This is a genomic window from Bradyrhizobium sp. URHC0002 (genome assembly GCF_054059515.1).
The window spans coordinates 6,462,050-6,484,548 of the sequence record NZ_JBSSCF010000001.1 but is presented as its reverse complement, the minus strand read 5'-3'; the positions used below and the strand labels follow the sequence as shown (position 1 = coordinate 6,484,548).

Sequence of the window (22,499 nt, the reverse complement as noted above, 5' to 3'; positions counted from 1 at the left end):
CCAACCGAATCCAAGTAAGGCAGTATATATCGGGATATAGCGGGCGACAATGAACGCCCCATGTCGGTGCCATCGCGAAAACGGCGGGCGTGTGACAGGGGCAACACCTGTCTCGAACGTTCAGTTGGTCCCAACGGGCCATCGCTGGCCTGTTCCGAGCCGCTCAGCCCCTGCTTCACGCATGGGCAATCCAGCCGCGCCAGGTAAAAGCAGCGTAGAACAGCTCCACATCCCTGAATCCGGCCTCACGCAGGATTTGCGCGTCCTGTTCCGGGCTGAACAGGTTCAGGTTTGCCTCGACCGCAGCACGCGCATTGTTGGCCAGATCCGGATCGACGCCGGAGGCCATCGCATAGGCGGCATAGCGTGACAGCCATCGCGCGCGCTCAGCGTCCTGTTGCGGAAAACTGGAATGGGCCGCGACAAACGGCGCGCCGGGCCTGAGACGGCGGTGGATTTCCCGCGCCGTCCGCCGCCGTTCGTCGGCATCGAGGAAATGAAACGTGAGCAGACACGTGGCGGCATCGAACGGCCCATCGGGCGCGTCCTCGATATAACCCTGCTGTAGCTGCACGCGCGCGTTGAACTGCCCGAGCGTCTGCTCGGCAAGCTTCAGCATCGCTAGTGCGGGATCGACGCCAACGAAGTTCCAGCGCGGCTCTGCCTCCGCTAATGCCTTCAGTTCCAGGCCGCCACCGGCGCCAAGCACTAACACTTTGGCGTCTTGCGCCGTTCGTTCCGCCAGCAGGATGCGGGTCATGCGGTGAAGGTCCGCAAACCCAGGCACGAAGCGCGGCGGTCCATCCGCATAACGCCGCACCGCCTCGGGATCGGAGAAGTGGGCCAGCCAGGGCTTGACGGCCGCGTCACGATGCATGGGCGATCTCCAGACGATGACGGTTGCGCCGGTCGCCCAGGCGCTTTTGAAAGTCAGCGCTCAACATCGCAAGCGTCACATCACCGAGGCGCGACAGCAGCAGCGCTTCCGCCTCGTCGAAAGCCCGGTCGAGCGCGGCGTTCACGGCCTGCTCGACAAGACAGCCCGGTGCTTCCGTTCGGTTCCCCATGGCGAACAGCGAAGGTTGGCCAAGCGCTTCGTAGATATCCCGCAGCGATAATTTCGTGAGGTCGCAGGCGAGGGTCCATCCGCCGCCATGCCCTTTCTCCGATCGCACATAGCCCTGATCGCGCAGCCCGGACATGATCCGCCGGATCACCACCGGATTGGTATCCATGGCCTTTGCCAGCACCTCCGATGTCACCGGCGCATCCCGCTCGGCCATGTGGAGCAGGACGTGGAGCACGCCTGACAATCGACTGTTTCGTTTCATGTAACTATCGATATTACATGATAACGCGACGGGTCAAGTCGTCGTTTCCGAGACCGCCTTGCATCCAAAGAAAAAATGTCCGTCAACCTGTCGGTTCCACCCCATCCCGTTCGTCTTCCACCCAGAGAGCGCTGTGGTGGAGATCAGGAATGGAAAATTCTCGTTACCGCTGGGTGATCGTCGCGGCCGGTGGCTTGCTCGGGTGCGTCGCAATTGGCGGCATGTTTTCGCTGCCGGTGTTTTTGCAGCCGATCGCCCGGGATACCGGCTGGTCGGTCACCGGCATATCCAGCGCCATGACCATCGGCTTTCTCGCCATGGCCTTCACCAGCATGATCTGGGGCAACTTGTCGGACCGGCTGGGGCCGTTGCCGGTGGTGCTGACGGGCTCGGTCGTGCTGGCGGCGAGCCTCGGGCTGGCCAGCCTAGCGACGTCGCTGGTCGTCTTTCAGTTCGTCTTCGGGCTGATGGTCGGCGGCTCGATCGCCGCGATCTTTGCGCCGATGATGGCCTGCGTCACCGGCTGGTTCGATACCCATCGCAGCCTTGCGGTGTCGCTGGTCTCGGCGGGCATGGGCATGGCGCCGATGACGATGTCGCCACTTGCCGCCTGGCTGATCTCGCATCATGACTGGCGGACCTCGATGCAGATCGTGGCCCTCGTCGTCGCGGCGATCATGATTCCGGTCTCGCTCCTGGTGCGCCGCCCGCCGGCGCTTGAAAGCGCGCCTTCCGCGCCATCAGGCGATCCGGCGCAGGCGGAGATGACGCTGGCGCAGGCGCTGCGCTCGCCGCAATTCATCATCCTGATCGCGACGAATTTCTTCTGCTGCGCCACGCATTCCGGGCCGATCATCCACACCGTGAGCTACGCCATCAGTTGCGGCATCCCGTTGATCGCCGCCGTCACCATCTACAGCGTGGAAGGTTTTGCCGGGATGGGCGGCCGCATCGCCTTCGGCCTGCTCGGCGACCGCTTCGGGGCCAAGCGCGTGCTCGTGTTCGGCTTGCTGGCGCAGGCGTTCGGCGCGCTCGGTTATGTCTTCGTGCGCGAGCTCGCTGCGTTTTATGCGGTCGCGGCGCTGTTCGGCTTCATCTATGCCGGCACCATGCCGCTCTATGCCGTTCTCGTGCGCGAAAACTTTCCGCTGCGGATGATGGGCACCGTGATCGGCGGCACCGCCATGGCCGGCAGCCTCGGCATGGCGACAGGCCCGCTCGCCGGCGGTCTGATCTACGACACGTTTGCCAGCTACGCCTGGCTCTATATCGGGTCGTGGATCATGGGGCTCGGCGCGTTCCTGATCATCATGACGTTCCGGCCGGTGCCGGCGGCACGGGCCGCTGCGCCGGTGCCGGCGTGAGCCTCGCCGGCTTGCCTGCGGCAAACGCGAAGCGTTGCGCAAGGGGAGCGCCCAAATTTAGGGCGCTCGCTCGCGTTCAGCCGAACGTAAAGCTGTAGGCGCTCAGGCCGGCCTTGGGCGCTTTCAGGCGTAACACGTGTTCGCCACCGGGGCCGCTGTAGAGGGAATAAAGCCTGCTTCCATCGACAGTGACTGGCGGCTGCGGCGTTCCGTCGACGATCACGGACAATGTTTGCGGCGACAGGCTGCCAGCGACCAGATTGACCTTGGGCGCATTGAAGCGGAGCAGGATTTCGTCGCCGTCTGCCGACGAGGTGGCGCGATCGTCCGTCACGTTCCAGGCTCCGGAGAGGGCGAACCGGTTCGGCGGCAAATTGTCCGGCGGCGCGTAGGACCGTTCACCCCGCGCAGCGTCTTGTGTCTCGACGATGGCGCCATCGTTCTTCTCCGAGCCGAGATACATCTCGGGCGTTGCGACGGCGCTCAAGTCCGGATCGCGCGTTGGCGCGACGGGTGCGCGATCGCCGACAAGGCGCGCGATGGCGTTTTCCATCTGCTGGTAGCCGCCTTCACCAAACTGCGTCGCAACGATCGTGCCGGACCGGTCGATCAGATACGCGGCCGGCCAGTACTGATTTCCGAAGGCGCGCCAGGTGCGGTACTGATTGTCCTGTGCCACCGGATAATGGATGCCGAGGCGCCTGATGGCGGTCTCGACATTCCCACGTTCCTTCTCGAAGGCGAATTCGGGCGTGTGCACGCCGACCACGACAAGGCCTTTGTCCTTGTATTGTTCGTACCATTTGGTGACGTAAGGCAGCGTGCGCAGGCAGTTGATGCAGGAGTAGGTCCAGAACTGAACCAGCACGACCCTGCCACGGAGGCCTTCCGTCGTCAGCGGCGGCGAATTCAGCCAGGTGGAAATCCCGGAGAACTCAGGCACGGGCCGCGAGTCCTGTCGCGTCGAGTCCTGCCGCGTCGTTTCTTCGCCGAGCAGTGCGGATGGGCCAAACTGCGCGATGGCAAGAACGGCAACGAAAACGAGGGCAATCAGGCCGAGAAGCTTGCGCATTGTCATAATCCCAGTTGAAGGTTCGGATAAAGCTTCGAAAACCAGGCAGCGACGATGCTGTCGTATTGCGTGTAGAAGGCCAACGCGACGAGGAGCACCGCCACACCGAATGTTCGCTGCAAGGCCAGGGTGTAGGGCGCAAGCTTCCGCACTTGCGTGGTCGCGTATTGCCCGCCATAGGCGATCAGCAGGATCGGGATGCTAGCGCCGGCCGCGTATGTGACGAGCAGCAGCGCAGCGTGTGCCGAGTTTTCCGACGTTGCGATCAGCGTGAGAATGGAGCCGAGCACCGGCCCGGCGCACGGTGTCCAGAGCGCGCCGAGCGCCAGTCCAATAACGAGGCCGCCTGCATTGCCCGATCCGGCGCGCGAGACGACGCCATCGGCGAAAGAGAGCAGGCCGCTCGACCTCGCCATCAGCCACTCGTACGGCTGCGGCCACAGCAGCAGAACGCCGAAGCTGCCGAGCAGGATGACGGAGACCTTCCGCAAGGTGTCGTGCGACAAGCCAAGCACGGTCGAGAACGAGCCGAACAGGATCGCAAAACCGGAAAACGTCAGGATGAAACCGGCCACGAGGAAGAGTGGTCGCCGCCGGTCTTGCTGGCCAATCGAGGCGCCCAGCAAAACCGGTAGCAACGGCAGGATGCAGGGCGCTGCCGCCGTCAGCAAGCCGGCTGAAAATGCCAACGCAATCTCGATCATGTCGGACTCTCCTCGTGGGTCGCCGCTGTCACTTCACCAGCGTGAGGAGCGGTTTGCCCTTCTCGACGATGTAGGTGGCAAGTTCACTGCCAGTGACGCTGCCGAGGTTCTTCGCCGAGTGGACCGTTCCGGCAGGAATGAAGAGCACGTCGCCGGCCTTCAGCGTCACAGGCGGCATGTCCTCGATCTGATATTCGAGCTGGCCTTCGAGGACATAAATGATTTCCTCGCCGGGATGCGTGTGTTTGCCAAACGCCACGCCGGGGGCGAGGTCGACGCGGACCTGGATGGCCTCACGCCCGGGCGCGCTGAGATCGTGCCGCTGCAGGTCGGTCCGCGTCACGCCGTTCTGCGCCTGCGCGCCAAATGGCGCCAAAACGGCTCCGGCGACAAGCGCCGCCATTGCTATGATTTGCATCCTGTTCAGCTTGCTCATGTCGAGCTCCTTGGTTGGAGATTTCATCGTACTTGCGCGGATCGGCGCCGAAGGCATCAGATCGATTTGCGCAAGGATCGGAAGCCTGCGCGAACCTCTTCTGAAAAGAGTTGCGGCTGCTCCCAGGCGGCAAAGTGCCCACCCTTGTCGAGCCTGTTGTAGTGGATGAGGTTGTGATACGCGCGCTCGGTCCAACTCCGCGGTGCCTGATAGAGTTCGCCGGGAAAGACGCTTACGGCGGCCGGAACGGATAGGTTCACGGCGTTCAGGGCGCTCATCCCCTTGTTCTCCCAATAGAAGCGCGCCGCAGAAATCGCTGTGTTGGTCAACCAGTAGAGCGTGATGTCGTCGAGAACGTCGTCGCGCGTGACATCGCCGGCGGGGTGTCCGTTGATCGTACGCCCGAGCACGGCCGAGGTGATCGTCGCCGCCGGCTGGGCATCGCCGTCACCATGGTCAAGGATCCACGCTGCCAGGCCGACTGGTGAATCCGCCAGTCCGTACAGCGTCTGCGGCCGCGTCGACATCATGGCTGCGTAAGCGAAGTGTTTCGCTCTGAAGTCCTTGACCTGTTCGTAGGCGCGCCGTTCGTCGGCCGAAAGACCTGACGGCGGCGGATCGCCGTTCTGCAGTGCCTTGCCGATGTCAGCGGGAATCGTGCCGGGGAAGTTGGTGTGAATACCGAGCAGTTCCGGTGGCGCCTGCCGGGCCATCGCGTTCGAGATGATCGCACCGAGATCGCCGCCCTGCGCCACAAACCGCGAATACCCGAGGCGCTTCATCAGCACGACCCAGGCACGGGCGACCCGATCAGGACCCCAGTCCGTCGTGGTCGGCTTGGCCGAAAAGCCGTAACCCGGAATCGAGGGGATCACGAGATGGAAGGCGTCGGATGCACTCGCGCCATGCGCTGTGGGGTTGGTCAGCGGATCAATGATCTTCAGTTGCTCGATCACCGAGCCGGGCCATCCGTGCGTGACGATGAGCGGCAACGCATTTTCATGTTTCGAACGAACGTGGATGAAATGAATGTCCAGCCCATCGATCTCGGTCATGAACTGCGGCAAGGCGTTCAGCCTCGCCTCAACCTTGCGCCAGTCGTAGTCCGTAGCCCAGTAGCGCGCGAGTTCCTGCAGCGTTGCGAGCGGCACGCCCTGGGACTCATCCGTAACCGTCTCCCGGTCGGGCCATCGGGTTGCGTTGATGCGTCTGCGCAGATCGATGAGCGCCTCTTCGGGGATGTTGATGCGGAACGGGCGGACCTCGTCAGGCGCGGCGGCCAGCGCCGGATAGGCAGGAAAGAGACTGGCGACCGCCACCGCGGCGATTCCCATCGCCGCAGTGCTCAAGAGCTGGCGACGATCCGGATTGATGGCTTCGGAAGCTGATGGGGTACGCATGGTGAATCTCCCTGGTTGGGCCGTGGCCGTCACCGGCGGTCGCCGCCGATGACGGTGATCGCTTCGCCTGCTCACGCGGCCTGCTGCTGGCCGTGCTGTTCGTTGACGATGTAGTCGGCGTACCAGTCCGGCCAGTTCTCATCGTGCTTGCCGCCGTTGCGCTTCTCGTATTCGCCATGGGCGGCCGCCGCCCGGCGGAACGCGGCGGCGAGATCGGCCGAGGAGGTGAACGAGGTGCCGCTGCCGTCGATGCGGCCGGGCAACCGCGCGGTCACTTCCTGCAGAAGCCAGCCATTGCCGTCGGGATCGTTGAACGAGGCATACGAACGGTAGCTGCCGCGTGCCGGATCCGCGCCGCTCTGCCGGACCCGTCCAAACAGATACGGCTCGTCCGGGCCAATGTGCACGTCGCCGCCGGCGTGAAACGCTTCGCTGATCGCAACGCCGCGGCCGAGCAACGCACTGCGGGCAGCCTCGATGTCGGAGACGACCAGGTACAGGCCCTGTGCGGAGCCGGGCGCGGCCGAGGTGACGTTCTTGCCGAATATCACCGAGGCGTTGGAGCCGGGTGGGGTGAACTGAATCACGCGGTAGTCGTCCGGGCCGGCGAAATCGGCGTCGAGCCGCCAACCGAGCTTTGCGTAAAACTGCTTGGCGCGTTCGACGTCGGAGACCGGGATGACGACGATTTCGAGCTTCAGGTCGACCGCCGGCGCGGCCTTCGTTTCGGCGGATGTGGTGGGGGTGTCCTTGAGGTCTGACATGGTTCTCTCCTTGCTGGTTGTGGTGGCCGGGATGTTTCCGGCGCCGTGGTTCTCGTCTTGACGGGTGCAGAGGTAGATTGCTTCGATCGCCGCGCGAATACCCTCTGTTCGGCAGACACTCTTCCGCGGCGCGAACGAATGCCTGTAATCGTCGGGATCGTGCTACCAGTCGATATTTAGATCGTATACGATGTAATCGAGTGCGGTGTATAAAGCGCTTGCGTGTCCTGAAGTCAAGCCTTCCGATTTAATCGGATGCGATATATATGGATGCGAGACTTCACATGTTCGTGTCGGAAAGGACGCGCCCAATGAGATCGAATGAGGGTTCCAAGTCCGGTTTAAGCGCTGGTTCAAGCACCGGTTCCACGGACAATTCCAAAGACAGTTCAAGGGGCACTCAGAAGCCGAAGCCGCCCTCGGGCGAGCGGCGCCTTGGCGATTTCCTGTGCTTTGCGATCTATTCGGCCAACCTCGCCTTCGGCCGGGCCTACAGGAAGGGCCTTGAGGACCTTGGCCTGACCTACCCGCAATGGATCGCGGTCGTGGCCTTGTGGGAGCAGGACGGCCAGACGGTGAGCGAGCTTGGCGAGAAGATGTTCCTGGAATCCAACACGCTGACGCCGGTCCTGAAAAAGCTTGAGACCATGGGTTATCTGCGCCGCCAGCGCGATCCCGCGGACGAACGGCAGGTGCGCATCAGTCTTACCGAGGCTGGCCGGCTGCTGCGTGAGAAGGGCATGCACATGAACCTCGTTGCCGCGACCGGATTGAAACCGGACGAGTTCGCGCGGCTACAGGAAACCGTTGTCACGGTCCGCGACAATCTGATCAAGGCGACGGCGGAGCAGCCGTGACGGTACGCTCGATCGACGTCAGGATGCGATCGGCCTCCGGCGGCGCGTGTTTCCAAGGTGGCGGGCATTGGCGACTGCCGCTAGCGTCGTGGTGCAATTGAATGGGAATGAAAGTAGTCCGATGTCTGTCCGCGACGCAAACCATCCCCTCGATTATCCGATTTGGACCGCGCTGACGACCACGCAACAGGCGTTGGCCGAAGGCGATGCCCGCGCGCGGCGCTTTCCGATAGAGATCACGCCCTTCGCCGCGACCGCAGACATGTCGCCCGAAAGCTTTGCAGCGCTTGGCGCGTTGATGGCGCCGCAGGACATCGCCGTGCTGTTCACGCCGGATGCCGTGGCGCCGCCCGCTGGGTTCAAGGTCGCGCTGGCCGATACCGGCGAGCAGTTGATCGGGACGCCGGTCGAAACGCCGGCCAATGGCGTCGACATCGTCACGCTCGGTGTCGACATCGTCACGCTCGGTGTCGACGACGTTCCAGCGATGATCGAACTGACCGCGCTCACCAAGCCCGGGCCGTTCAGCGCGCGGACCCACGAACTCGGCACCTTTCTCGGCATTCGCGTTGACGGTCAGCTTGTCGCGATGGCCGGCGAGCGGATGAAGCCCGCGGGATACACCGAGATCACCGCCGTCTGCGTGCATCCATCCCATCGCGGCCGCGGCTACGGGCAGATGCTGCTCGGCGCTGTTGCACGCCAGATCGTGTCGCGCGGCGAGATTCCCTTTCTGCATGTCTTCACCAGCAATCACTCGGCAATTGCGCTCTACCGGCGGCAGGGGATGGAAATCCGCCGCCGCCTCCATGTGACGGTGCTGAAGAAAGAGGATTGATCGTCCAGCGATGCGCGCCTTGACCGATACCCTCCTCACGCGTTGCGCGTGCCGTTCGGTCCCCGATCCGGGCCGGGATCCTGGCCGGCGACCACCTTGGTCAGCCGGTCGATATAATGGATCCAACCCTTGGCATGGCTCGCCTGGTGAGCGGCACTGGGAAGCCCGCTATGAGTCATGCGCAACAGCGTGCCGCCATCATGTTCGATCAGGTCGATCTCGATCAGGCCTGACCCCGGCGGCACCTCGTCATTGCCTTCCCAGCCAAAACTGTAGGCGAGGCGATGCACCGGCACCACCTCGCGGAATGTGCCGCGTGCCGTCGCACTGCCAACGCCCTTCAGGAGGTACAGCCCGCCCGGATGCATCTCCGTCACGGCTTCGCTGCCCATCCATTGCACGATCCTCTCAGGATCCGTCAGGAAGGCGAACACGCTGGCGCGCGGTGCGGCGATCTGGGTCTCGCGCTGGACCACAAACGATTCAGGCATCAAAAGCCTCGCTGATCGGCATGAAGGGGTTGCAACCGTGCCAACATATGCCGGCGCGGGAATTTACCAAGTGCCGATGGTGATAATGAATTGTCCCCGCCATAGGATCGGACCATGCAACTGAGTTCGACGCTGACATGGCTGGTCGATGCGGCCAGCGCTTCGCCGGGCGCTGACCGGTTCCTCGCCGAACTTGGCACGCGCTTGATCGCGGACGACATGCCGCTCGCCGGCGGTGCGCTGACGCTTGCCGTGCCGCATCCGCTCATCGCCCGCCGCACCTGGCTGTGGCGGGCCGGGAACGGCGAGGTGATCGAGGCAGTGGGATTCGCGCCCGCGGGCTTTGGAGGCGCGGAGAGTTCGTCCGGCGATGCCGGCCGAAGCTGGTTGGCCGGTCTCACTGATGGTGCCGTGCATGAAGACAGCGTTGGTGTGAGCGAAGGCGGGCCGGTCCTGGGCTGGATCGGGCCGCGCCGGTTCACCGAAACGGAAGCCAATCGATTGCGCGAGGCCGCCCGCTTTGCCGCTGCTCCGCTCGCCGCGCTGTCGGCGCGGGCGACGCTGTCGAGCGCGCTCGAAGCTTATCTCGGCCGGCGCAGCGCCGCGCGCGTGCTGGCGGGGCCCCTGCGGCGCGAAGTCGGCGAGACCATTCGGGCGGTGCTGCTCTATGGTGATCTCCGCAGCTTCACCGCGCTGTCCGAGGCCGAGCCTCCCGCCGCCGTCATCGCCGCACTCGGTGGCTGGTTCGACTGCATCGGCGGCGCGGTCCACGCGTTTGGCGGCGAGGTGTTGAAATTCATCGGCGACGGCGTGCTCGCGATCTTTCCGGTCGGCGCGAAGCCGCGCGACGCCTGCGACGCTGCGCTGCGTGCGGTTGCTTCCGCGAAAGCCGGTATGGCGCATCTCGATAGGAGCCGGCGAGAGCAGGGGCTGCAGCCGCTGTCGTTCGGCGTGGCGTTGCACCTTGGCGAAATTCTGTGGGGCAATGTCGGCGCGGCCGACCGGCTGGATTTCACCGCGATTGGTCCTGCGGTTAATCTGGTCAGCCGGCTCGAAGGGCTCTGCCGGCCGCTCGGCCGAACAGTTCTGATCTCGGGCGCCGTCGCCACCGAGACAAGCGCGACGTTGGTCCCGCTCGGAACGCATGTGCTGCGCGGCATCGCATCTCCCTGCGCCGTCTACACGGACGGCTAGCGCGGTCCGGAACCCATCACGAAAACGTTAAACCGATCGGTTGACTATTCGATCCGCGTGACTATACTAAACCACATGGTTGAGTATTCGACGCATCTCGACGCTGTCTTTCATGCGCTGGCGGACCCGACGCGCCGGGCGATGCTTGGTCATCTGGCCGAGCGGGAGCTCACGATCGGGGAACTGGCGACACCGTTTCACATGAGCTTCGCCGGTGCGTCGAAACATGTGCGGGTGCTGGAGAACGCTGGCCTGGTGAAGCGCACGATCCGCGGACGCACGCATCTGTGCCGCCTCGAGGCAGCGCGGCTGGCGGAAGCAAATGCGTGGCTCAGGCGTTACGAGCGTTTCTGGAATGCAAAGCTCGACGCGTTGGAAGCCCTGCTGCTTGAAGAAGACAAGGCGAAGGCAAAAAAGGTGAAGGAGTAGAACGATGAATTCAACGACAAGGCCCGATGCCTATGGCGAGTTGATCGAGCCGACCACGCTGAGGATCCAACGACTCCTGCCCGGTCCGATCGAACGCATCTGGGCCTATCTCACCGACAGCGAATTGCGCCGCAAATGGATGGCGGCAGGCGACATGGAGATGAAGGCCGGCGCCCCCTTTGAACTCGTCTGGCGCAACGACGAATTGACCGAGCCGCCCGGCGAATGCCCGGTCGGATTCGGCGGCGAGCATCGCATGCAGAGCCGGATAACCGAATTTGATCCGCCCCGAAAATTGTCGATCACCTGGAACAGCACGGGTGATGTGACGTTCGAACTTGAGCCCAAAGGCAAGGGCGTGCTGCTCACGGTCATCCATCGGCGCTTCCCCGATCGCGCCATGCTGCTCAAGCACATGGCCGGTTGGCACATGCATCTCGATGTCCTGGTCGCCCGTGCGAGCGGCGAAGAGCCGGCGCCGTTCTGGGACGGCTGGAGCGGCTTCATGAAGGAATATGACGGCCGTCTGCCGGCCTGATGCTGCAAGTCGAAGCACCCGAGCAACAAGCATCACAACAAACAGGAGGTTAGCTATGCAGATTCACGCCGTTTCAGCGCAGGAGTGGGAAGCCGCACGCCAGCAGTTGCTGGTGAAGGAGAAGGACTTGACCCATGCCCGCGACGCACTGGCCGCCGAGCGCCGGCGGATGCCGTGGCTGGCCGTGGAGAAAAAGTACGAGTTCGAGGGACCCAAGGGCAAGGCGAGCTTGCGCGACCTGTTCGAGGGCCGCCATCAGCTGATCGTCTACCGCGCCTTCTACGAGCCCGGCGTATTCGGCTGGCCCGACCACGCCTGCCGCGGCTGCTCGATGGTGGCCGACCAGATCGCCCACCTGGCTCACCTGAACGCGCGTGACACCACGCTCGTGTTCCTCTCACGCGCGCCGCAGGCGGACATCGCACGCCTCAAGGCGCGAATGGGATGGGAGATGATCCCCTGGTACACCGTCACGGACAGTTTTGACGCCGATTTCGGTGTGGGTGAGTGGCACGGCACCAACGTGTTCTTCCGCGACGGCGACCGGATTTTCCGCACCTACTTCATCAACAACCGCGGCGACGAGCAGATGGGGGGCACCTGGAATTATCTCGACATCACGCCGCTCGGGCGCCAGGAGGAGTGGGAGGTTTCTCCCGCAGGCTATCCGCAGACCGCGACCTACAAGTGGTGGAACTGGCACGATAGCTACGTCGAAGGCGCAGCGCCCGACAAGAGGTGGGTCGAAGTGTCGGACGCCGGAGAGGCCGCATTCCGGAACCAGCAGGCGGGCGCGAAGCCGTGAGCCAGGCCTGCTCCGGCACAGCGCCGATCGGTGCTGCCGGCTGGCTGTCGCTGGCGGCCGCACCGACCTTCGCGATCATGGCGCTGATGACAACCGTCATCGGCGCTGGGGCGCCCGAAGCGTTGTGTTCGAGTGCGTCACCGCTGAGCGGAATGGTTCCGATGTACTTGCTGATGAGCGCCTTCCATGCGGCGCCCTGGCTGAAGCTGATCGCAAGCCGGCGAAGCGCGGTCGGCCGCTCCTGATTCAGCCTTGCCGAAATTCGACAAGATGCCGCCGATGTGACGTCGCGGCCCGCCGTGGCTGCGTCAGGTGACTGACGCCAACTCCGCGGGCGACGGCGCGGCGTGATCGCGCTCAGGATTTCGTGAGCACGACATGCATTGCGGCAGCGCTGCTGGTGTGCTCGCTGCAGCGATAGCCGAGCCGCACCAGATCGAGGTCCGCCAGCAGACTTTCGCCGCTTCCGAGCAGAACAGGCGAAATCGCCAGGTGCATGGTGTCGACCAGTCCTGCTTGCAAATACTGGCGGATCGTCGCGGGGCCGCCGCCCAACCGCACGTCCAGCGGTCCAGCGGCTTGCTGCGCCCGCTGCAGCGCGGCGTGAATGCCGTCGGTCACAAAGTGAAAAACAGTGCCGCCCGCCATTTCGATCGGTGGCCGGGCGTGATGGGTGAGCACGAACACCGGCGTGTGATAGGGCGGGTTGTCGCCCCACCAGCCCTTCCACTGATCGTCCGCCCAGGGACCGCGAAGGGGGCTGAACATATTGCGGCCGAGGATCCAGGCGCCGATCCCCTCAAAACCGCGCGCGGCAAAATCGTCGTCGATCCCGATTGTCCCACCGCCATTGCCGAACATCGCCTGGAACGTGCGTGTCGGGAAAACCCATTCGTGCAACTGCTTGCCGCCGACGCCCAGCGGATGGTCGAGATCCTGACCGGGACCGGCCGCATATCCGTCGAGCGATACGCTGAAGCCGTGAATGCGAAGTTTGGTCATTCAGTTTCCTTTTGCAGCCAGACCGTGAACCCATTGATGTGCCGGGCGCACGGCTTGCTGTGAAGATTTTCGGGGATCAGCCGGCATATGCCTTGTCGAGGTCGGCGATAACGATCTTTTGCATCTTCATCATGGCCTGCATGGCGCGGTCGGCCTTTTTGCGATCGGGATCGCTCAGGTAACGGCCGAGGGCCGTGGGCACAACCTGCCAGGACAGGCCGAACTTGTCCTTCAGCCACCCGCATTGCGATTCCTCGCCGCCGTCGGCGGTCAGTCTGTTCCAGAAATAGTCCACTTCTTCCTGGGTCTCGACGCTGACGAAGAACGAGATCGCCTCGTTGAACTTATACTTCGGGCCGCCATTGAGGGCGTTGAACTTCTGCCCCTCGAGTTCGAAGCTCGCCATGAAGTCGTTGACAGTTTCGACCTTGGCATTGGGAAAAATCGATTTGTAGAAGGCGACAGCATCGGGGACGTTGTTATCGAACCAGAGGAACGGCGTGATGGAAGTCATGACGGATGTCCTTATGGGCTGGGTTCAGAAGAATTAGGTGTATTTCGTGCTTTGTCCCGAGGCGGGGGCGAGATCGACAGGCAGATTAACGGGGATTATTGGCCATCTCGTCTGGAAGACGAACGAGGGGGCCGGAGTCCGACAGGGGTCTGCTTCTTTTTTTAACCCAAGGGGTTGCGCAAGGCGCGGCCCGATGACTTGCGTTCGGCGATGTCGAGCCAACCAGGTTTGACCAGCCATATGAGGGCGACAAAAAGGAATTCGCTGTCGGCGAGCGCACGATGCATTTGCACGCCTGCGTCGGTTGCTGCGCCATGACTTGACGCCGAGGCCGCAAGCGACGATTGAGAAAGCAGGCTTTCGCCAAATAGTTGCCACACGCCAACGACAAGAGGAAACCCAATGGCACGCGTGCGCTGTATCACTGAGATGGGCATGGGCGTCGACGTTCACGGACGCGATGCCACCAAGGCTGCCAAGCGCGCCGTCTCCGACGCCATCCGCCATTCCAGCCTCGGCTTCTTTCGGATGCTGGGGAAGACCGCCAACGACATGTTCGTCGAGGTCACCGTCGCGGTGCCGGACCCGAGCGGGGTCGACACTGCGGCCGTTGCCAAGGAACTGCCGTACGGCACGGTGAACGTGACGGCGGTCAAAGGCGGGCTGGAGGTGCCTGCCGAGAGCGGAAGCGATTCCATCATCATCGCGAACGCCGCCGTGATTGTGAGTTTCGACGACGGCAAGACCGGCTAAACCAGGCCGGCTAAATTCGTTTAGTGCCAATCAGGCCGGACGCCCAGTCCGCGACCAACCAGAAGACCTGGAGCACCCCATGACGACGGAAGACAGCAGCATTTACTGGAAGCGAGGGCGGGTCGAGCTGCGCGCCGCCGGATTCGATCCGGACCGCGCGGCCCAGACCAATGCGGTGGTGACGATTGCCAGCGCCTACACCAATGCCCATCGCTGCAACAACCGCGTGCGCGCCATCACCGATTTGTTGGTCGAGATCCTGGCGGAGCGCGGCGGGCAGGGGCTGATCGTCGGCGCGCCGGCAGTGTCGGATGCCCTGACGCAGGGCACGCCGACGGCGGGCTATAGCCTTGCCTCCCGCGACACCGTCGCCGACTGCTTCGAGATCGGCCACTACGCGCATCACGGCGATGCCATGATCGTGATTTCCGGCTGCGACAAAACAGGCGCGGCCGCGCTGATGCCGCTGGCGCGCACCAATGCCTTCGGGCTCGTGCTCTATCCCGGCACCGGCACGCCGGGCCGTGTCTCGTTCGGGGCATGGGCCAGCAAGGGCAACAACATCACGATCCTCGATTACGCCGAAGCCCGCGCCGCCAACGAGTCCGGCCGCCTCTCCGGCGAGGAGCTTTTGGAAGTCGAGCGCAATGTGATGCCGGGCAGCGGCACCTGCGGCGCGATGTTCACGGCCAACACCATGAGCACGATCGCGGAATCGATCGGCATGATGCTGCCGCGCGGCGCCTCGCATCCCGCCGACTACGACGCCGGCAGCGACATCCACGCCGACGTCCGCGCGCAGGCACGGGCCTCGGTCGATGCCCTGTACCGACTGATGGAGGCCGGCATCCGGCCACGCGACATCATGACCGAGCGGGCGTTCGAGAATGCGATCACGACCGTCTATGCGATGGGCGGTTCGACCAACATGTTTCTGCATCTGCTCGCGGTCGCGCGCGAGGCGCAGGTGCCGATCACGATCGAGCGCATCCAGGAGGTCGGCGAGCGCGTCCCGCTATTGGCCAACCTGCAGCCGCATGGCCCGTTCGCGATGGGCAGCCTGCATGCGATCGGCGGCGTGCCGATTGTGATGAAGGAGCTGCTTCGCGCGGGCCTTCTGCATGGCGACGTCATGACGGTGACCGGCAAGACGCTGGCGGAAAATCTCACCGATGTGCCGACGCTGGAACAGATGCCGCCGCAGGAGATCGTTTTCCCGGTGTCGAAACCGATCGCACCGGCGAACAATCACATCAGCGTCCTGAAGGGTAACCTCGCGCCGGAGAGCTGTTTGCTCAAGCTGTCGGGCAAGGCGCTTGAGAAGGGTCAGTTCCGTGGCACCGCCCGCGTATTCGAGTCCGAAGCCGACACGATGGCCGCGATCCGCGCCGGCGAAATCGTTTCGGGCAACGTGATCGTGGTGCGCAATGTCGGCCCGGTCGGCGGACCCGGCATGCCCGAAATGGTGATGCTGACGATCCAGCTACAGGGGCGGGGCCTTGGCGAAGACGTCGCGCTGATCACCGACGGCCGTTTTTCCGGCGTGTCGCACGGCATCCTGATTGGCCACGTCTCGCCGGAAGCCGCGCGCGGCGGCCCGATCGCCGCGGTGCGCGACGGCGATACAATCGTGATCGATCCCGGCGTCCGCACCGTAAATCTCGAAGTGCCAGCGGAAGAGATTACCCGCCGCATGGCCGACTGGCGCGCACCGGCTTCGGTGTCCGCGGTGCGGCCGGGATCGGTGCACGACAAGTACATCCGGCTGGTGTCGTCTGCGCACTACGGATGCGTGTTGTGAAGCAGGGCGAGTCTACGAAAATGGCAGTTGCATTCTAGGCTTGCTACAACCTTATGTTCATGATTTGTTCTAGTCTATCATGGACAAATTTGCAAGCTGTAGTGGTGCCCGCTTATTTCTCGCAGCCGTTCCTGACGCGGGCACGGCCGAGCGAATTCACCGGCTGGCGGGGGTGCTCAAACGCGCCCATAAATTCGACGGCAAACTCATCGCACCGGAGCGCCTGCACATTTCGCTGTTCTTTCTCGGCGGCATGGCGGATCGCCATGTTCGCGCTGCTTGCGAGGCTGCCACGGAACTGCGGACCGAGCCGTTCGAGGTTTCGTTCGACCGCACCGCGAGCTTTCGCGGCAGGCCGGGCAATCGTCCGTTTGTCCTGATCGGCGCGAGTGGATTGCGCCGGTTGGAGGCATTTCGCCAAATGCTCGGCGCCGCGCTGACGCGAAGCGGGTTGAGACGGCCGGCGAACACCAATTTTACCCCGCACGTCACGCTCCTGTACGACGCGCGCAGTGCCGACGAGCATCCGATTCAGCCGATCCTCTGGACCGTGACGGAGTTCGTGCTCATCCGAAGCATGAAGGGCCACGCTTATCTCGGACGCTGGCCGTTGCGGGCATGACGGGAATTGGCACAGGAAGATCGCGTGGAAGCATTCGGCTGCGCTATTCCGCCCTGGCAAGCCGCTGCGTCATCTCTTCAACGGAATTGAACAGGTGCGTCGGTCCGGCCGCCTGCAGCGCGGCGGGGAGGGCGTAGCCCCAGGCCACCGCGCCCGAATCCATGCTGGCCGCTTTCGCGGCTTCGATGTCGCGAATCTCGTCACCGATGCAGATCGTCTCCGAAGGCTTCGCGCCAAGCCTTCGTGCGACACGTCGAAATTTCCAGTGCTTGCCGAACACCGCGGCGCCGCAGTCAAAGCGGGTGATCCGGGCGGCGGTCGGCCCGAGCACCAGCCGGACGGATGCTTCGCTGTCGGAACTGACGATGGCGGTCTTGATGCCGAGGCGTTGCAGGTCGGAAAGCATCGCCGGGATGCCGGCGAATAGCGATGTTTCGCTTGCCGCCGCGAGCTTGCGCTTGCGCATGTCGCTGACGATGGCCGGCAATTGCCACATGGATACGTTGAGCCGCGCCATGATTTCGCGTGCGGACAGGCCGCGCATTTGTTCGAGCTCTTCGGCGGTGACGGGCGTGAGATCGAACCGCGCAATCACGTCGTGAAAGGAAGTGCGAAACCAATCGAGGGAGTCGGCCAGCGTGCCGTCAAAGTCGAAAATGGCAAGGCGATAGCGGGGCATGGGGAGAGGCGTCACTTGTCGTCGCCGCCGAAATACGCCGGCTTGCCCGTGGTCCAGGTCTCGCCCCAGAGCTGGCCGCCGCCGTCTACTGTCAGCGTTTCACCGGTCACGAATTTCGCGGATGGTCCGGCGAGGAAGACGCTGGCCTCCGCTACATCCCAAGGTGAGCCCACGCGCATCATCGGGTTCGAGCGCGGGTAGGCGGCACGGGCTTCCGGCGCATAGACGTTCCAGCCTTCGGTTTCAATCGCGCCCGGTGCTACGCAATTGACCCGGATGTTCAAAGGCGCCCATTCGACGGCGACGGCGCGCGAAAGCCCGATCACGCCGGATCGTGCCGCGATGGTGTGGGCGATGCCGTAGAGGCCGTGCGTCGTCACGACCACGATGTTGACGATGCTGCCGGGATGCTTGTGGTCGCGCCAGCGTTGCGCGGCGGCCTGCATCATGTACCAGGTGCCATTCAGATTGGTGTTGATGACGGCGTTCCAGCCCTTCACCGAAAAATCGATCGCAGCTTGCGGAAACTGTCCGCCGGCGCTGTTGATAAGGCTGTCGAGGCGGCCATGCGCGGCCCAGATCGTGTCGAACAGAAGATTGACTGTATCGGGCTCCCGGATATCGGCGACGTACGCGGATGCCTTGAGACCGCGGCCCGCCAGTTGGGCGGCGAGCGCATCGAGCTTGGCTCCATCGCGCCCGACCACGGCGACATGCGCGCCCAGCCGCGCGAACAGCCAGGTGATCGCCCGCCCGATGCCGCCGGCGCCGCCCGTTACGACGACGACCTGGTCCTTCAGTGCATCGGCCGCGAACATGGTCGGGTGGGCAGCAAGCTCTTCATCAGTCAGGCCGAGCTTCGCCGGAGACGGTTGATCGGTCATGAACGGCGCGGACCCTTGTTATATGCGGCATCAACCGTACATTAGCCGCGCAACAACAACCATGCAAAACGAGTTCTGATGTCCGATCTCTCCGCTTTCCCGATCACCAAACGCTGGCCCGCCAAACATCCCGACCGCCTTCAGCTCTATTCGTTGCCGACGCCGAACGGCGTCAAGGTCTCGATCATGCTGGAAGAGATCGGACTGCCCTACGAGGTGCATCTCGTCGACTTCAACAAGGACGACCAGAAGACGCCGGAATTCCTCTCGCTGAATCCGAACGGCAAGATCCCGGCCATCCTCGATCCGGACGGGCCCGGCGGCAAGCCGCTGCCGCTGTTCGAGTCCGGGGCGATCCTGCAATATCTTGCGGACAAGACCGGCAAGCTTCTGCCGGCCGATCCGGCGCGGCGATACCAGGCCATCCAGTGGCTGCACTTTCAGATGGGCGGGATCGGACCGATGTTCGGGCAGGTCGGCTTTTTCCACAAATTCGCCGGCAAGGAGTATGCCGACAAGCGGCCGCTCGAACGCTACGTCGCCGAATCCAAACGCCTGCTCGACGTGGTGGAGACGCGCCTCGCCGGCCGGCAATGGATCATGGACGATGAGTACACCATCGCCGACATTTCCATGCTCGGCTGGGTGCGCAACCTGATCGGTTTCTACGGTGCCCGCGACCTCGTCGCTTTCGATACGCTGAAGCAGGTGCCGGCATGGCTGGAACGCGGGCTCGCCCGGCCGGCGGTGCAGCGTGGGCTCGATATACCGAAGCGACCTTAAGCCGCGCGCTTGAGCAGATCGTAGACGAGGGGGTTGTCGGCGCAAGCGCCGAAGCCGCATTCCAGCAGCGTCGTCACCACGTTCGCGGCCGTGAGCGCGATCACGAGCCACACCGCGATCTGCGCGAAGGGGCCGCCGGTGGCCGGCAGCACGGCTTTGTCTTCCTCGAACTGGCGGTCGAACAGCAGGATCGCGGCAAGCAGGACGATGGCTGTGATGAAGCCGAGCAGCGCCCACGTATAGTAGTGATAGCCGAGCAGCGCCGAACCATAGCCGGCGTCGCCGGGCATGATGTGCAGCAGCACCTGCCGGGTCGACGCTACCGCGCCTGCGACCGCTGCCAGCAGCGACATCGCATAGTGGCTGGGGCGTGGGCCGAAGCGGATATTGAGGATCGGCCCGACGGCCAGCGCCGCGAACAGGATGCGCTGCAGCAGGCAGAGCGGGCAGGGCAGCTCATGAAGGATGAACTGCGCCGCGAAGGCCGCCGCCAGCACCATTGCCACCGCATAAAGGCTGAGTGCATTCAGGGTGATGGCGCGCGTCTGGGTCATGCGTGGCTCAGAACGACAGTTTCAGCGTATCGGTCGCATGGTGCAGATAGGTCGCGACGCACGCGATCAGGACGGCCCCAAACAGTCCAAGCGCCAGTGGACGCTGACCGCGCCAGGCGATCAGCACCACGATGGCCGTGGCCAGAAACAGAATGGTGAATTCCATCGGTCGTCCCCGAGGCGAGTGACGCGCCAGTCTATGATAGATTCGCTGGCGGGCTCTGCAAAAATTCGGTCTGCTCGCGGCAAGATCGACGACGCATATAGACTGACGGCATCTGCCACATGAATGTGATTGTCATGCCGTCTCGCTCTATTCCATGCTGATCCTCCCGCCCGGAGAAATCCCATGGCTACCGAAACCGTCCGTCCCGCCGCGCATCATCAGCCCTGGTACAAAATCCTCTATATTCAGGTCCTGATCGCAATCGCGCTTGGCGTCCTGGTGGGTCGCTTCTTTCCCGATTTCGGCAAGGAGCTGAAGCCGCTCGGCGACGGCTTCATCGCCCTGATCAAGATGATGATTGCGCCGGTGATCTTCTGCACGGTGGTGCACGGCATTTCATCGATGGGCGATCTGAAGCGCGTCGGCCGCGTCGGACTGAAGGCCCTGATCTATTTCGAAGTTGTCTCGACGGTGGCGCTGGCGGTCGGTCTCATCGTCGGCGAAGTCCTACAGCCCGGCCGTGGCTTCAACATCGACCCGGCGACGATCGATCCGAATTCGGTTGCGACTTATGTTACCAAGGCGAAGGAAGAGGGCATCATCGCGCATCTGCTTGCGATCATTCCCGACAGCTATTTCGGCGCGCTCGCCCGCGGCGACCTGCTGCAGGTCCTGCTGGTGTCGATCCTGTCAGGCTTTGCCATCGCATTGCTGGGCAAGGCCGGTGAGCCGATCTCCCATGCCGTGGATCAGGCCGCGAAGATGTTCTTTCGCATCATTCGCATGATCGTGCGCATTGCGCCGATAGGAGCCTTCGGCGCGATGGCTTTCACCGTCGGCGCCTACGGCCTCAATTCGCTGTGGAATCTGTTCGCGCTGATCGCGACCTTCTATCTGACCAGTATTCTGTTCGTGTTGATCGTTCTTGGTTCGATCGCGCGGCTCTCGGGCTTCTCGATCATTCGCTTCATCCTTTTTATCAAGGACGAGCTATTGATCGTGCTCGGAACCTCGTCGTCGGAAACCGTTCTGCCACAGCTGATGCAAAAGATGGAGTATCTCGGCGCATCGCGCTCGGTGGTCGGCCTTGTCGTTCCGACCGGCTACAGCTTCAATCTCGACGGCACCAATATCTACATGACGCTGGCGACGCTGTTCCTGGCGCAGGCGACTAACACGCACCTGACGATCTGGCAGGAACTCGGTGTGCTCGGTATCGCCATCATCACTTCAAAGGGCGCCTCGGGCGTCACGGGGGCGGGCTTCATCACGCTGGCGGCGACGCTTTCGATCGTGCCTGATATACCGATCCAGTCGATCGCGATTCTAGTCGGCATCGACAAGTTCATGAGCGAATGCCGGGCGCTGACCAATCTGATCGGTAACGGCGTCGCCTGCATCGTCATCAGCCGCTCGGAAGGCGAACTTGACAAGGACAAGCTGCACGAGACGATGGCGAATCCGATCGAACTGGGTGAAGCGCTCGAGCCGGGTGCGGCGTAAACGGTAACGGATCAATTTGGCGGACGGAATGACAAAACCCATCACCATCTATGGCATCAAGAACTGTGACACCATGAAGAAGGCGCGCGCCTGGCTCGACGATGCCGGCGTGGCTTACGACTTTCACGATTACAAGCTTGCCGGGGTCGCCAAGGACAAACTCAAGCAATGGTCCGACGAAGTGGGCTGGGAAACGCTGCTCAACCGCGCGGGCACGACATTCAAGAAGCTGCCGGACGGCGACAAGGAAGGCCTGAACGAACGCAAGGCGCTGGCGCTGATGCTGGCGCAGCCCTCGATGATCAAGCGCCCGGTGCTCGATCTCGGCGGCAAATTGCTGGTCGGGTTCAAGCCGGAAGTTTACGGCAAGGAAGTGCCGGCCAACGCTAGGCCTAGTCGAGGTCGATAACTTCGTCGGCGGAATGCTGGCCCGCGCGAGCCGGCACGAAAGCGCGATCGATGATCGCTCTGACCAGAATCTCGGGCTCGGCTTTCGGCCTCAGGCCCATGAGGTTGCTGATCTTGAAGCCGCCTTCAATGCTAATGCACTTGAAGGAGCCTATGATCTGTTGGACGGCCTCGCCGCTGCCAAACGGCATCAGCAGCCGTTCATAGGACACCTCCTTGCCGTCGGCATCCTGCACCGTCGAGGTCGAATAAGCCGGCCGCTTGTGCCGAAGGCACGCGCGATAAAGCTCGACAACGTTGGCATAGCGCTCGGGCCCGACTTTTTCGTCGAGAAAGCGCGGCCGTTCGGCGGGATCGATGCGCTCGTTGCCGTAGGTGGTGGCGAGCCTGGCGCCTTGATGCGTAATCAGGAAACGTGCGCCGTCGCCCTCGCCGACAACGTCATATCCCATCATGTCGACCATCTCGTCGTCGATGCGATCGAGGTGAAAATCCCGGAGCAGAGGCATGGGCTGCCGCTTGCCGGCCGCGCGCAACCATTCGTTCAGGAGGTAGCGCTGCCTGATCGATTTGACTACCGAGGGATCCGCACCCGCGAATTCCATGG

General features: G+C 63.3%; 30 protein-coding genes. 14 read left to right on the top strand and 16 right to left on the bottom strand.

Features of this window, described 5'->3' with window-relative positions; all coding sequences use genetic code 11:
* Positions 1 to 175: 175 nt before the first annotated feature.
* Together ACVWVY_RS31775 and ACVWVY_RS31770 are read right to left on the bottom strand one after the other, a co-directional pair.
* The gene (locus tag ACVWVY_RS31775; RefSeq protein WP_456630076.1) at positions 176 to 877 is read right to left on the bottom strand and encodes a class I SAM-dependent methyltransferase; all 702 of its coding nucleotides are present in this window, start codon (positions 875 to 877) and stop codon (positions 176 to 178) included.
* Positions 867 to 1,331 carry an Rrf2 family transcriptional regulator gene (locus tag ACVWVY_RS31770; protein ID WP_456630075.1) on the bottom strand — a complete coding sequence of 155 codons (465 nt, stop codon included), beginning with the start codon at positions 1,329 to 1,331 and terminating at the stop codon, positions 867 to 869. The genes ACVWVY_RS31775 and ACVWVY_RS31770 overlap by 11 nt, the downstream gene beginning before the upstream one ends.
* A gap of 149 nt (positions 1,332 to 1,480) precedes the next feature.
* Between ACVWVY_RS31770 and ACVWVY_RS31765 the strand changes: the two genes are divergently transcribed.
* On the top strand, positions 1,481 to 2,695 hold the full coding sequence (locus ACVWVY_RS31765) for an MFS transporter (protein ID WP_456630074.1): 1,215 nt from the start codon (positions 1,481 to 1,483) through the stop codon (positions 2,693 to 2,695).
* A 76-nt stretch (positions 2,696 to 2,771) separates the two neighbouring features.
* On the opposite strand, the gene ACVWVY_RS31760 is transcribed toward ACVWVY_RS31765, so the two are convergent.
* The 5 genes from ACVWVY_RS31760 to ACVWVY_RS31740 all read right to left on the bottom strand — a co-directional run bounded on the left by ACVWVY_RS31760 (position 2,772) and on the right by ACVWVY_RS31740 (position 7,071).
* Complete coding sequence (locus ACVWVY_RS31760; RefSeq protein WP_456630073.1) at positions 2,772 to 3,767, bottom strand: thioredoxin family protein; 996 nt, start codon at positions 3,765 to 3,767, stop codon at positions 2,772 to 2,774.
* Positions 3,768 to 3,769: 2 nt separating this feature from the next.
* Positions 3,770 to 4,471, bottom strand: a complete 702-nt coding sequence (locus ACVWVY_RS31755) for a cytochrome c biogenesis CcdA family protein (protein WP_456630072.1) — start codon at positions 4,469 to 4,471, stop codon at positions 3,770 to 3,772.
* 28 nt (positions 4,472 to 4,499) lie between these two features.
* On the bottom strand, positions 4,500 to 4,898 hold the full coding sequence (locus ACVWVY_RS31750) for a cupin domain-containing protein (RefSeq protein ID WP_456632357.1): 399 nt from the start codon (positions 4,896 to 4,898) through the stop codon (positions 4,500 to 4,502).
* 65 nt (positions 4,899 to 4,963) lie between these two features.
* Complete coding sequence (locus tag ACVWVY_RS31745) at positions 4,964 to 6,307, bottom strand: epoxide hydrolase family protein (RefSeq protein ID WP_456630071.1); 1,344 nt, start codon at positions 6,305 to 6,307, stop codon at positions 4,964 to 4,966.
* A 71-nt stretch (positions 6,308 to 6,378) separates the two neighbouring features.
* Positions 6,379 to 7,071 (bottom strand): VOC family protein, encoded by a 693-nt coding sequence (locus tag ACVWVY_RS31740; RefSeq protein WP_456630070.1) that lies wholly within the window; start codon positions 7,069 to 7,071, stop codon positions 6,379 to 6,381.
* Positions 7,072 to 7,382: 311 nt separating this feature from the next.
* Between ACVWVY_RS31740 and ACVWVY_RS31735 the strand changes: the two genes are divergently transcribed.
* Together ACVWVY_RS31735 and ACVWVY_RS31730 are read left to right on the top strand one after the other, a co-directional pair.
* The gene (locus tag ACVWVY_RS31735; protein WP_456630069.1) at positions 7,383 to 7,928 is read left to right on the top strand and encodes a MarR family winged helix-turn-helix transcriptional regulator; all 546 of its coding nucleotides are present in this window, start codon (positions 7,383 to 7,385) and stop codon (positions 7,926 to 7,928) included.
* A 121-nt stretch (positions 7,929 to 8,049) separates the two neighbouring features.
* Positions 8,050 to 8,766: a GNAT family N-acetyltransferase gene (locus tag ACVWVY_RS31730; RefSeq protein WP_456630068.1), complete on the top strand. Its 717-nt coding sequence runs from the start codon at positions 8,050 to 8,052 to the stop codon at positions 8,764 to 8,766.
* Positions 8,767 to 8,801: 35 nt separating this feature from the next.
* Here ACVWVY_RS31730 and ACVWVY_RS31725 read toward each other — a convergent pair whose 3' ends face one another.
* Positions 8,802 to 9,257, bottom strand: coding sequence for an SRPBCC family protein (locus tag ACVWVY_RS31725; RefSeq protein WP_456630067.1), 456 nt, complete (start codon positions 9,255 to 9,257; stop codon positions 8,802 to 8,804).
* Positions 9,258 to 9,371: 114 nt separating this feature from the next.
* Here ACVWVY_RS31725 and ACVWVY_RS31720 point away from each other — a divergent pair, with 114 nt between their 5' ends.
* From ACVWVY_RS31720 to ACVWVY_RS31700, 5 genes are all read left to right on the top strand, one after another.
* The gene (locus ACVWVY_RS31720) at positions 9,372 to 10,451 is read left to right on the top strand and encodes an adenylate/guanylate cyclase domain-containing protein (protein ID WP_456630066.1); all 1,080 of its coding nucleotides are present in this window, start codon (positions 9,372 to 9,374) and stop codon (positions 10,449 to 10,451) included.
* A 75-nt stretch (positions 10,452 to 10,526) separates the two neighbouring features.
* The gene (locus ACVWVY_RS31715) at positions 10,527 to 10,880 is read left to right on the top strand and encodes an ArsR/SmtB family transcription factor (RefSeq protein WP_456630065.1); all 354 of its coding nucleotides are present in this window, start codon (positions 10,527 to 10,529) and stop codon (positions 10,878 to 10,880) included.
* A gap of 4 nt (positions 10,881 to 10,884) precedes the next feature.
* Positions 10,885 to 11,418, top strand: a complete 534-nt coding sequence (locus tag ACVWVY_RS31710) for an SRPBCC family protein (RefSeq protein ID WP_456630064.1) — start codon at positions 10,885 to 10,887, stop codon at positions 11,416 to 11,418.
* 55 nt (positions 11,419 to 11,473) lie between these two features.
* Positions 11,474 to 12,223, top strand: coding sequence for a DUF899 domain-containing protein (locus ACVWVY_RS31705; protein WP_456630063.1), 750 nt, complete (start codon positions 11,474 to 11,476; stop codon positions 12,221 to 12,223).
* Positions 12,220 to 12,468: a hypothetical protein gene (locus ACVWVY_RS31700; protein ID WP_456630062.1), complete on the top strand. Its 249-nt coding sequence runs from the start codon at positions 12,220 to 12,222 to the stop codon at positions 12,466 to 12,468. Before ACVWVY_RS31705 ends, ACVWVY_RS31700 begins: the two co-directional genes overlap by 4 nt.
* 112 nt (positions 12,469 to 12,580) lie before the next feature.
* Here the strand turns inward: ACVWVY_RS31700 and ACVWVY_RS31695 are convergent, their stop codons facing one another.
* The 3 genes from ACVWVY_RS31695 to ACVWVY_RS31685 form a co-directional block, all read right to left on the bottom strand.
* Positions 12,581 to 13,225, bottom strand: a complete 645-nt coding sequence (locus ACVWVY_RS31695; protein ID WP_456630061.1) for a dihydrofolate reductase family protein — start codon at positions 13,223 to 13,225, stop codon at positions 12,581 to 12,583.
* A 76-nt stretch (positions 13,226 to 13,301) separates the two neighbouring features.
* Positions 13,302 to 13,739 carry a VOC family protein gene (locus tag ACVWVY_RS31690; protein WP_456630060.1) on the bottom strand — a complete coding sequence of 146 codons (438 nt, stop codon included), beginning with the start codon at positions 13,737 to 13,739 and terminating at the stop codon, positions 13,302 to 13,304.
* A 161-nt stretch (positions 13,740 to 13,900) separates the two neighbouring features.
* On the bottom strand, positions 13,901 to 14,176 hold the full coding sequence (locus ACVWVY_RS31685) for a hypothetical protein (protein ID WP_456632500.1): 276 nt from the start codon (positions 14,174 to 14,176) through the stop codon (positions 13,901 to 13,903).
* Between ACVWVY_RS31685 and ACVWVY_RS31680 the strand changes: the two genes are divergently transcribed.
* The 3 genes from ACVWVY_RS31680 to thpR all read left to right on the top strand — a co-directional run bounded on the left by ACVWVY_RS31680 (position 14,142) and on the right by thpR (position 16,915).
* Positions 14,142 to 14,492: a Lin0512 family protein gene (locus tag ACVWVY_RS31680; RefSeq protein ID WP_214490882.1), complete on the top strand. Its 351-nt coding sequence runs from the start codon at positions 14,142 to 14,144 to the stop codon at positions 14,490 to 14,492. The two genes, ACVWVY_RS31685 and ACVWVY_RS31680, sit on opposite strands and share 35 nt — an antisense overlap.
* A gap of 79 nt (positions 14,493 to 14,571) precedes the next feature.
* Positions 14,572 to 16,293, top strand: a complete 1,722-nt coding sequence (locus ACVWVY_RS31675) for a dihydroxy-acid dehydratase domain-containing protein (protein WP_456630059.1) — start codon at positions 14,572 to 14,574, stop codon at positions 16,291 to 16,293.
* Positions 16,294 to 16,372: 79 nt separating this feature from the next.
* A complete protein-coding gene (gene thpR, locus ACVWVY_RS31670) occupies positions 16,373 to 16,915 on the top strand; it encodes an RNA 2',3'-cyclic phosphodiesterase (RefSeq protein WP_456630058.1) in 543 nt (180 codons plus the stop codon).
* A gap of 43 nt (positions 16,916 to 16,958) precedes the next feature.
* Here the strand turns inward: thpR and ACVWVY_RS31665 are convergent, their stop codons facing one another.
* On the bottom strand, positions 16,959 to 17,594 hold the full coding sequence (locus tag ACVWVY_RS31665) for an HAD-IA family hydrolase (RefSeq protein WP_456630057.1): 636 nt from the start codon (positions 17,592 to 17,594) through the stop codon (positions 16,959 to 16,961).
* A gap of 11 nt (positions 17,595 to 17,605) precedes the next feature.
* Positions 17,606 to 18,478, bottom strand: coding sequence for an SDR family oxidoreductase (locus ACVWVY_RS31660; protein WP_456630056.1), 873 nt, complete (start codon positions 18,476 to 18,478; stop codon positions 17,606 to 17,608).
* Between the two features lie 78 nt (positions 18,479 to 18,556).
* On the opposite strand from ACVWVY_RS31660, the gene ACVWVY_RS31655 reads away from it, so the two are divergent.
* Positions 18,557 to 19,261, top strand: a complete 705-nt coding sequence (locus ACVWVY_RS31655) for a glutathione S-transferase family protein (RefSeq protein ID WP_456630055.1) — start codon at positions 18,557 to 18,559, stop codon at positions 19,259 to 19,261.
* Here the strand turns inward: ACVWVY_RS31655 and ACVWVY_RS31650 are convergent.
* A complete protein-coding gene (locus ACVWVY_RS31650) occupies positions 19,258 to 19,815 on the bottom strand; it encodes a disulfide bond formation protein B (protein ID WP_456630054.1) in 558 nt (185 codons plus the stop codon). The two genes, ACVWVY_RS31655 and ACVWVY_RS31650, sit on opposite strands and share 4 nt — an antisense overlap.
* A 7-nt stretch (positions 19,816 to 19,822) precedes the next feature.
* Positions 19,823 to 19,981 (bottom strand): DUF5993 family protein, encoded by a 159-nt coding sequence (locus tag ACVWVY_RS31645; RefSeq protein ID WP_456630053.1) that lies wholly within the window; start codon positions 19,979 to 19,981, stop codon positions 19,823 to 19,825.
* A 183-nt stretch (positions 19,982 to 20,164) separates the two neighbouring features.
* On the opposite strand from ACVWVY_RS31645, the gene ACVWVY_RS31640 reads away from it, so the two are divergent.
* Positions 20,165 to 21,484: a dicarboxylate/amino acid:cation symporter gene (locus ACVWVY_RS31640; protein WP_456630052.1), complete on the top strand. Its 1,320-nt coding sequence runs from the start codon at positions 20,165 to 20,167 to the stop codon at positions 21,482 to 21,484.
* 28 nt (positions 21,485 to 21,512) lie between these two features.
* Positions 21,513 to 21,893 carry an ArsC family reductase gene (locus ACVWVY_RS31635; protein ID WP_456630051.1) on the top strand — a complete coding sequence of 127 codons (381 nt, stop codon included), beginning with the start codon at positions 21,513 to 21,515 and terminating at the stop codon, positions 21,891 to 21,893.
* On the opposite strand, the gene ACVWVY_RS31630 is transcribed toward ACVWVY_RS31635, so the two are convergent.
* Positions 21,877 to 22,497 (bottom strand): hypothetical protein, encoded by a 621-nt coding sequence (locus tag ACVWVY_RS31630; protein WP_456630050.1) that lies wholly within the window; start codon positions 22,495 to 22,497, stop codon positions 21,877 to 21,879. The two genes, ACVWVY_RS31635 and ACVWVY_RS31630, sit on opposite strands and share 17 nt — an antisense overlap.
* Positions 22,498 to 22,499 lie beyond the last annotated feature (2 nt).

Bases quoted from the DNA above. Each gene is read 5' to 3' on its own strand.
- ACVWVY_RS31775 (WP_456630076.1), bottom strand. From the start codon at position 877: ATGCATCGTGACGCGGCCGTCAAGCCCTGGCTGGCCCACTTCTCCGAT.
- ACVWVY_RS31770 (WP_456630075.1), bottom strand. From the start codon at position 1,331: ATGAAACGAAACAGTCGATTGTCAGGCGTGCTCCACGTCCTGCTCCAC.
- ACVWVY_RS31765 (WP_456630074.1), top strand. From the start codon at position 1,481: ATGGAAAATTCTCGTTACCGCTGGGTGATCGTCGCGGCCGGTGGCTTG.
- ACVWVY_RS31760 (WP_456630073.1), bottom strand. From the start codon at position 3,767: ATGCGCAAGCTTCTCGGCCTGATTGCCCTCGTTTTCGTTGCCGTTCTT.
- ACVWVY_RS31755 (WP_456630072.1), bottom strand. From the start codon at position 4,471: ATGATCGAGATTGCGTTGGCATTTTCAGCCGGCTTGCTGACGGCGGCA.
- ACVWVY_RS31745 (WP_456630071.1), bottom strand. From the start codon at position 6,307: ATGCGTACCCCATCAGCTTCCGAAGCCATCAATCCGGATCGTCGCCAG.
- ACVWVY_RS31740 (WP_456630070.1), bottom strand. From the start codon at position 7,071: ATGTCAGACCTCAAGGACACCCCCACCACATCCGCCGAAACGAAGGCC.
- ACVWVY_RS31735 (WP_456630069.1), top strand. From the start codon at position 7,383: ATGAGATCGAATGAGGGTTCCAAGTCCGGTTTAAGCGCTGGTTCAAGC.
- ACVWVY_RS31730 (WP_456630068.1), top strand. From the start codon at position 8,050: ATGTCTGTCCGCGACGCAAACCATCCCCTCGATTATCCGATTTGGACC.
- ACVWVY_RS31725 (WP_456630067.1), bottom strand. From the start codon at position 9,257: ATGCCTGAATCGTTTGTGGTCCAGCGCGAGACCCAGATCGCCGCACCG.
- ACVWVY_RS31720 (WP_456630066.1), top strand. From the start codon at position 9,372: ATGCAACTGAGTTCGACGCTGACATGGCTGGTCGATGCGGCCAGCGCT.
- ACVWVY_RS31715 (WP_456630065.1), top strand. From the start codon at position 10,527: ATGGTTGAGTATTCGACGCATCTCGACGCTGTCTTTCATGCGCTGGCG.
- ACVWVY_RS31710 (WP_456630064.1), top strand. From the start codon at position 10,885: ATGAATTCAACGACAAGGCCCGATGCCTATGGCGAGTTGATCGAGCCG.
- ACVWVY_RS31705 (WP_456630063.1), top strand. From the start codon at position 11,474: ATGCAGATTCACGCCGTTTCAGCGCAGGAGTGGGAAGCCGCACGCCAG.
- ACVWVY_RS31695 (WP_456630061.1), bottom strand. From the start codon at position 13,225: ATGACCAAACTTCGCATTCACGGCTTCAGCGTATCGCTCGACGGATAT.
- ACVWVY_RS31690 (WP_456630060.1), bottom strand. From the start codon at position 13,739: ATGACTTCCATCACGCCGTTCCTCTGGTTCGATAACAACGTCCCCGAT.
- ACVWVY_RS31680 (WP_214490882.1), top strand. From the start codon at position 14,142: ATGGCACGCGTGCGCTGTATCACTGAGATGGGCATGGGCGTCGACGTT.
- ACVWVY_RS31685 (WP_456632500.1), bottom strand. From the start codon at position 14,176: ATGCCCATCTCAGTGATACAGCGCACGCGTGCCATTGGGTTTCCTCTT.
- ACVWVY_RS31675 (WP_456630059.1), top strand. From the start codon at position 14,572: ATGACGACGGAAGACAGCAGCATTTACTGGAAGCGAGGGCGGGTCGAG.
- thpR (WP_456630058.1), top strand. From the start codon at position 16,373: ATGGACAAATTTGCAAGCTGTAGTGGTGCCCGCTTATTTCTCGCAGCC.
- ACVWVY_RS31665 (WP_456630057.1), bottom strand. From the start codon at position 17,594: ATGCCCCGCTATCGCCTTGCCATTTTCGACTTTGACGGCACGCTGGCC.
- ACVWVY_RS31660 (WP_456630056.1), bottom strand. From the start codon at position 18,478: ATGACCGATCAACCGTCTCCGGCGAAGCTCGGCCTGACTGATGAAGAG.
- ACVWVY_RS31655 (WP_456630055.1), top strand. From the start codon at position 18,557: ATGTCCGATCTCTCCGCTTTCCCGATCACCAAACGCTGGCCCGCCAAA.
- ACVWVY_RS31650 (WP_456630054.1), bottom strand. From the start codon at position 19,815: ATGACCCAGACGCGCGCCATCACCCTGAATGCACTCAGCCTTTATGCG.
- ACVWVY_RS31645 (WP_456630053.1), bottom strand. From the start codon at position 19,981: ATGGAATTCACCATTCTGTTTCTGGCCACGGCCATCGTGGTGCTGATC.
- ACVWVY_RS31640 (WP_456630052.1), top strand. From the start codon at position 20,165: ATGGCTACCGAAACCGTCCGTCCCGCCGCGCATCATCAGCCCTGGTAC.
- ACVWVY_RS31635 (WP_456630051.1), top strand. From the start codon at position 21,513: ATGACAAAACCCATCACCATCTATGGCATCAAGAACTGTGACACCATG.
- ACVWVY_RS31630 (WP_456630050.1), bottom strand. From the start codon at position 22,497: ATGGAATTCGCGGGTGCGGATCCCTCGGTAGTCAAATCGATCAGGCAG.